The organism is Flavobacterium sp., from assembly GCF_043720215.1.
In the GTDB taxonomy this organism is placed as follows: Bacteria; Bacteroidota; Bacteroidia; order Flavobacteriales; family Flavobacteriaceae; genus Flavobacterium.
This window is the reverse complement of sequence record NZ_JAYSSZ010000033.1, coordinates 1-5,731: the sequence shown is the minus strand read 5'-3', so window position 1 is coordinate 5,731 and position 5,731 is coordinate 1. Positions and strand designations below refer to the sequence as shown.

7 protein-coding genes are annotated in these 5,731 nt (G+C 32.1%); 1 reads left to right on the top strand and 6 read right to left on the bottom strand.

Going from position 1 to position 5,731, the window contains the following annotated elements:
• Positions 1–135: 135 nt before the first annotated feature.
• Positions 136–1,119, bottom strand: a complete 984-nt coding sequence (locus tag ACHZC3_RS01370) for an aldo/keto reductase (RefSeq protein ID WP_394758083.1) — start codon at positions 1,117–1,119, stop codon at positions 136–138.
• 94 nt (positions 1,120–1,213) lie between these two features.
• On the opposite strand from ACHZC3_RS01370, the gene ACHZC3_RS01365 reads away from it, so the two are divergent.
• A complete protein-coding gene (locus ACHZC3_RS01365; protein WP_394758082.1) occupies positions 1,214–1,558 on the top strand; it encodes a winged helix-turn-helix transcriptional regulator in 345 nt (114 codons plus the stop codon).
• A 31-nt stretch (positions 1,559–1,589) separates the two neighbouring features.
• Here ACHZC3_RS01365 and map read toward each other — a convergent pair whose 3' ends face one another.
• From map to ACHZC3_RS01340, 5 genes are all read right to left on the bottom strand, one after another.
• Positions 1,590–2,354 (bottom strand): type I methionyl aminopeptidase, encoded by a 765-nt coding sequence (map, locus tag ACHZC3_RS01360; RefSeq protein ID WP_394758081.1) that lies wholly within the window; start codon positions 2,352–2,354, stop codon positions 1,590–1,592.
• A 156-nt stretch (positions 2,355–2,510) separates the two neighbouring features.
• Complete coding sequence (locus tag ACHZC3_RS01355; RefSeq protein ID WP_394758080.1) at positions 2,511–3,425, bottom strand: helix-turn-helix domain-containing protein; 915 nt, start codon at positions 3,423–3,425, stop codon at positions 2,511–2,513.
• Positions 3,426–3,487: 62 nt separating this feature from the next.
• Positions 3,488–4,531 (bottom strand): aldo/keto reductase, encoded by a 1,044-nt coding sequence (locus ACHZC3_RS01350; RefSeq protein ID WP_394758079.1) that lies wholly within the window; start codon positions 4,529–4,531, stop codon positions 3,488–3,490.
• A 94-nt stretch (positions 4,532–4,625) separates the two neighbouring features.
• The gene (locus tag ACHZC3_RS01345) at positions 4,626–5,363 is read right to left on the bottom strand and encodes an SDR family NAD(P)-dependent oxidoreductase (RefSeq protein WP_394758078.1); all 738 of its coding nucleotides are present in this window, start codon (positions 5,361–5,363) and stop codon (positions 4,626–4,628) included.
• Between the two features lie 77 nt (positions 5,364–5,440).
• Positions 5,441–5,731: Crp/Fnr family transcriptional regulator (locus ACHZC3_RS01340; protein WP_394758077.1), on the bottom strand; the 291-nt coding region annotated here is incomplete at its 5' end.

Below are 5,731 nucleotides of genomic sequence, written 5' to 3'. Positions count from 1 at the left end.
TAAGTCAAATTTAAACAAAATGAGTCCGATACAATATCGAACTCATTATTATCAAAATTAATTATAAATTTGTCCAAACTTTTGGGTTCAGTCTACTTTTATGTAGGCTTAATTTCAAATAGTCACTAATTAAAATTAATCTTTTAGTGACCATAATTTCATCATATCTTCATCGGTTCTGTTTCCGTGAATTTTGATTTTCTTTAATTCAGTTTCAATATTTGCATATTCAGCATCTGTTAATAGTACATTAGCAGCTCCAAGATTTTCAGTAATTCTTGAAGCATTTGTTGATCCAGGAATTGGCACTATAAAATCTTTTTTGTGAAGCATCCACGCTAAAGAAATTTGTGCTGGTGTAGATTCTTTTGCATTTGCAAATTGATGTAGTAAATCTAACAAGGGTTGATTTGCAATAATGTTGTCTTTTTCAAAACGAGTAATCACTCTTCTTGCATCTATTCCTGTGAATTTAGTTTCTGAACTTAATTTACCAGACAAAAAGCCGCTTGCCAATGGAGAAAATGGAACAAAACCAATACGGAGTTCTTCGCATAGCGGAATAACATCTTTTTCATACATACGTTCCATAATAGAAAATTCGCTTTGAATAGCTGTTAATGGAGTTATTGTGTGCGCTCGTCTTATCTCTTCAACAGTTGCTTGTGATTGACCCCAACCTAATATTTTACCTTCCTTGATAAATTCGCCCATACAGTACGCGATATCTTCAACCGGAATGTCTTGATTAACTCTGTGTTGGTAATATAAATCGATATGATCGGTGCCAAGCATTTTTAAAGAATTTTCTAATCGACCCCTTAATTCTTGCATTAAGCGTTCTGTTGTATTCCCTTCCCAATCTTTTTGAAATAAGAATTTGGTAGCAATAACAACGTTATTTCGAACACTTTTTAACGCCTCTGCAACCAATTGCTCGTTGGCACCCATTGCATAGATTTCGGCAGTATCAAAGAATGTACAACCCAAATCATACGCTTTCTGAATTAGTTTTATTGCTTCTTCTTTTTCTGGAGTAGCACCATATCCCATACTCAAACCCATCGCACCATAGCCGATTGCTGATACTTCTAAATCTCTTAATTTTCTTTTTTGCATAATTTTTTATTTAAAATTTGTTACAATGCAAAATTATCAATTAATAAGTATACATTTGATACCGATATACTAAAGGATACCAATAATAAATAATATGACAAGCGAAAACGAAAAAATAACAAAGAATATGATTATGTATGTTCAAGACACTTTGTATGTATTTGGTGGTAAATGGAGATTGCCTATTATTATAGCCATAAAACAAGGAAATAGTAGGTTTACAGACATCAAAGCATTTATTCCAAAAATCACAAATCGTGTTCTTTCAAAAGAGTTAAAGGAGCTTGAAGTAAATAAAATGGTGGTAAGAACTGTTTATGATACATCGCCAATAACGGTGGAATATAAAATTAGTCCGTATTGTTATACTGCAAAAGAAATTGTAGATTCAATGGCAGCTTGGGGAAAACAACATCGAGAGAAGATAAAAGAGGATTAAAAAAATGAGTTGTTAAAATCTTTTTGAAATTTTAATTCCATATCTCATTCATTTCTGCAAGCACAATTGGTTTTCCATCAGTAACTATGATTGTATGTTCGTGCTGTGCCATATAACCGCCTTTATTTCCTACCATCGTCCAATCATCCTTTAATGTTTCGGCATAAGTGGAAGTTGTAGAAATAAATGTCTCAATAGCAACTACTGAATTTTTCTTAAACCTTGTAAGATTATATCTATCTCTAAAATTAGCTATTTCGCTTGGCTCTTCGTGAAGGCTTCGTCCTATACCGTGACCAGTTAGATTTTTTATTACTTTAAAACCTCTTTTTTTTGCTTCTGTCTCAATTAAATAACCAATATCGGAGATACGAACTCCTCCTTTTATATTATGAATTGCCTTATATAAAATTTCCTTTGAAGCCTCAATAAGTTTTTGGTGTTTGTTTATATCTGTCCCAAGAACAAAAGAACCTCCATTGTCCGACCAAAACCCGTCTAGTTCTGCTGAAACGTCAATATTAATTAAATCTCCTTCATTAAGAATTTTTTTGTCAGATGGTATGCCGTGACAAAATTCATTATTTACACTTATGCAAGTCCAACCAGGAAAACCATAAGTAACATAAGGTGCAGATTTGGCTCCAAAATCATTTAAAATTTTGCCACCAAAATTGTCTAACTCCATTGTAGTCATTCCTGGTTTTGCAAAGTTTCTCATTTCTTTTAAAGTATAAGCCACAGCTTCACTTACCTTTTTCATTCCAATTAATTCTGATTCTTTACTTATTGACATTGATTTTTTTATTTAAAATTTATTGTTCTCTTCAACTATCGATTATAGTTTTTGAGTTGTATTTAACCTGAACTTCTCAAATATATTTAATAACTGAATCAAATTCAAATTGATATATTCTTTAAGATCTACTGTTTTAACTTCCATTGTGGCTAATTAGTTAAACGATTTTCTATACTCCAGAGGAGAAACTCCACTTTTAGCTTTAAATAATTTACTAAACGATTGTGGATATTCAAAACCTAACTCGAAGGCAATTTCACTGATTGAAAAATTAGTGGTTGTTAAAATGTCTTTTGCTTTTTCAATTAGTTTATTATGAATGTGTTGTTGGGTGTTTTGTCCCGTAACTGTTCGCAACATATCGCTTAAATAACTTAGAGACAGGTTCAATTGTACTGCTAGATTAGTAACTGTTGGCAAGCCCATTTTTGAATTATCTTCAAAGAAATTAGATAATAAATTTTCGAATTTAGAGAGCAAATCGTTATTTGCCATTTTTCGAGTTGTAAATTGTCGGTTATAAAATCGATTGCAATAATTTAATAGCAATTCGAGATTGGAAACCATTACATCTTGACTAAAAGTATCAACTCTTGATTGGTATTCTTTTTCGATATTTTGAACTAAACCTTCAACTAATTTTTCTTCTTCTTCTGAAAGATGCAAAGCTTCGTTTACTTCGTAAGCAAAGAAACCGTAGTTTTTTATAGTTTTCCCCAAAGGATAATTCCGAATTAAATCAGGATGAAATAACAATGACCAACCCTCTTTGTTTCTGTCATCATCTTCATCAATGGCAATAATTTGATTTGGCGCAACAAATGACATTGTACCTTCGTCAAAATCATAATAATTTTTACCATATTTCATTTGTCCTTGAAAACTTCTTTTGATTGAAATATTGTAGAAATTTAAAAGTAACCGTTCCTTGTTTTCATCGGATATTGTTGAAACATCGCTGTGATTTATTAAAGTTATCAAAGGATGCGAAGGTTTAGGCAAAGACAACAAACGATGCAATTCAGAAACAGAATTGATTGTTTTTATATTTATTGCTTCTTTTTCCATTTTGTAAAGTTCTAAAAAACAAAAAGAGAAACGATGAAATTTCTCTTTTTATTTTGACTGTTTTAAATATCGCCTTGCAAAAAATTTAATCCTGCGCTTCTGTCAGAAGTCATTATTTCGATTACGTTGCCAGGATATTGAGGTGCTAATTTACTGATTTCATCTAATTTCTTTAACTCATCGGAAGTAAAAATAACATCAACCGCTTTTAAATTGTCTTGCAATTGATGTAGTTTAGTTGCTCCAATAATCACGCTCGAAACTGCATTTTGATGCATTAACCAGGCTAAAGCCAATTGTGCCACAGATGCGCTTTTTTGCTCTGCCATTGGATACAAAACATCCAAAATATCGTAAGCCCGTTCTTCGTTGAATGGTGGAAAAGGAAAATCATTCAATCTACCTTTCGCACCTTGTAAATCTCGGTTGTATTTACCAGAAAGTAGACCGCCACTTAAAGGACTCCAAACCATTAAACCTACTTTTTGATCGGTTAATAAAGGAATTATTTCTCTTTCAATATCTCGAGTATCTAATGAATAATTGGCTTGTAATGATGCAAATCTATTTCTGTCATTGTAATCTGAATAGGCCAAGCCTTTCATTAAATGCCAAGCCGAAACATTACTTGCTCCGAAATAACGAATTTTTCCACTTTGGACTAAATCGTCTAAAACACGAATAGTTTCTTCGATTGGCGTTAACGGATCGGAAGTATGTATTTGATATAAATCGATGTAATCTGATTTCAATCGTTTTAAACTTCCTTCCACTTCTTGAATAATGTGTTTGCGAGAAAGTCCTAAATTATTTTGTCCTTTTCCAACAGCACCACGAACCTTTGTTGCTAAAACTAAATCTTCTCTATTGAGAGATAAATTTTTTATGGCTTGCCCAATCATTTCCTCTGACAATCCTTCGGAATAAATATTGGCTGTATCGATAAAATTTACACCAGCTTCGGTTACGGTTTTTATTTGTTCGTCGACTTCGTTTTGGTCTAAATTTCCCATATAACCAAAAAACCCTTTTCCGCCATAATTCATTGTACCCAAACAAAGTGCCGATACTTTTAATCCTGTGTTTCCTAAAATTTTGTATTTCATTTTTATTGTTATTTGTGAAATACAAAGGTGCGGCGTATGTAAAATTTTAAAGTTACCAAAATGAAGTTAGTTGTATCCAAAATGGGTTTTTATTTTACCAAGGACTTATTTCAGTTCCATCTTTTATATCGTTGCTAAAATATTTACCTGTTGGCGCTTTATCATCAGTTACAGTATGTTTTATAACAAAACTTGCCGCATTTTCAACCGTTCCTGTTCCGGTATGATGATTAAAATCTGTTGCTGTAAAACCGGGATCAATAACATTGACTTTGAAATTAGTCTCTCGCAATTCATAAGCCAAAGTGATGGTATACATATTTAGTGCGGCTTTTGATGAATTGTAAATAGCTGCTTTTATGTCATAATATTGCCAAGTTGGATCATTATGTAATGTCAGCGAACCTAAACCAGAAGTTAAATTGGTAATTCGTGGTTGGGCAGATTTTTTTAATAAATCCATAAAAATTTGAGTTACTTGAATTAGCCCAAACACATTAATATCATAGACTTCTTTAAAAATAGTGATATCAGTATCGATTGCTGATTGTGGAAAACCTCCGCTAATTCCTGCGTTGTTTATCAAAATGTCCAATTTGCCTTGCTCACTTTCAATTGTGTTTTTGGCAGCTACAATGCTATCGAGATTAGTAACATCAATTTGAATAGCTTTGATGTTTTCGTATCCATTTTCGTTTAATTCTTTTACAACTGTTTCACCTTTTTGAAGGTCACGAGTTCCTAAATAGACAAATAATCCTTTTTTTGAAAGCTGTTTAGCGGTTTCTAAACCAATGCTTCTGTTTGCTCCTGTAATTGATACGGTTTTCATTTTTATTTTTTTTAAATTAATACTGCAAAGTTGCATCGATTAAAAATGAAATCATTTGCCATTTGGCAAAAAGCAAATTATCGAATATTTTTTCTAATTCTGCTTAATGAAGATTGTGTCATACCTAAATAAGAAGCTAAATAGGAAAGCGGAATACGATTTGCAAGATTGGGATAGGTTTCTAAAAAAGCCAAGTATCGTGTAGTTCCATCTTCTGAAACTATAGAACTTCTTCTTTCTATTTTTTGAAGTAATGCTTTTGAAATAATTTTATATACAATGGTATCAAAGCCCACAATTGTATTGAGCAGTTCTTGCCAATCTTTTTTCGAAAAAACAATCATCTTACAATCGGTTATGGCTTGAAC

What these genes read in the sequence shown, in the direction of transcription:
- ACHZC3_RS01345 (WP_394758078.1), bottom strand. Translation starts at nt 5,363, where the DNA reads ATGAAAACCGTATCAATTACAGGAGCAAACAGAAGCATTGGTTTAGAA.
- map (WP_394758081.1), bottom strand. Translation starts at nt 2,354, where the DNA reads ATGTCAATAAGTAAAGAATCAGAATTAATTGGAATGAAAAAGGTAAGT.
- ACHZC3_RS01365 (WP_394758082.1), top strand. Translation starts at nt 1,214, where the DNA reads ATGACAAGCGAAAACGAAAAAATAACAAAGAATATGATTATGTATGTT.
- ACHZC3_RS01355 (WP_394758080.1), bottom strand. Translation starts at nt 3,425, where the DNA reads ATGGAAAAAGAAGCAATAAATATAAAAACAATCAATTCTGTTTCTGAA.
- ACHZC3_RS01350 (WP_394758079.1), bottom strand. Translation starts at nt 4,531, where the DNA reads ATGAAATACAAAATTTTAGGAAACACAGGATTAAAAGTATCGGCACTT.
- ACHZC3_RS01370 (WP_394758083.1), bottom strand. Translation starts at nt 1,119, where the DNA reads ATGCAAAAAAGAAAATTAAGAGATTTAGAAGTATCAGCAATCGGCTAT.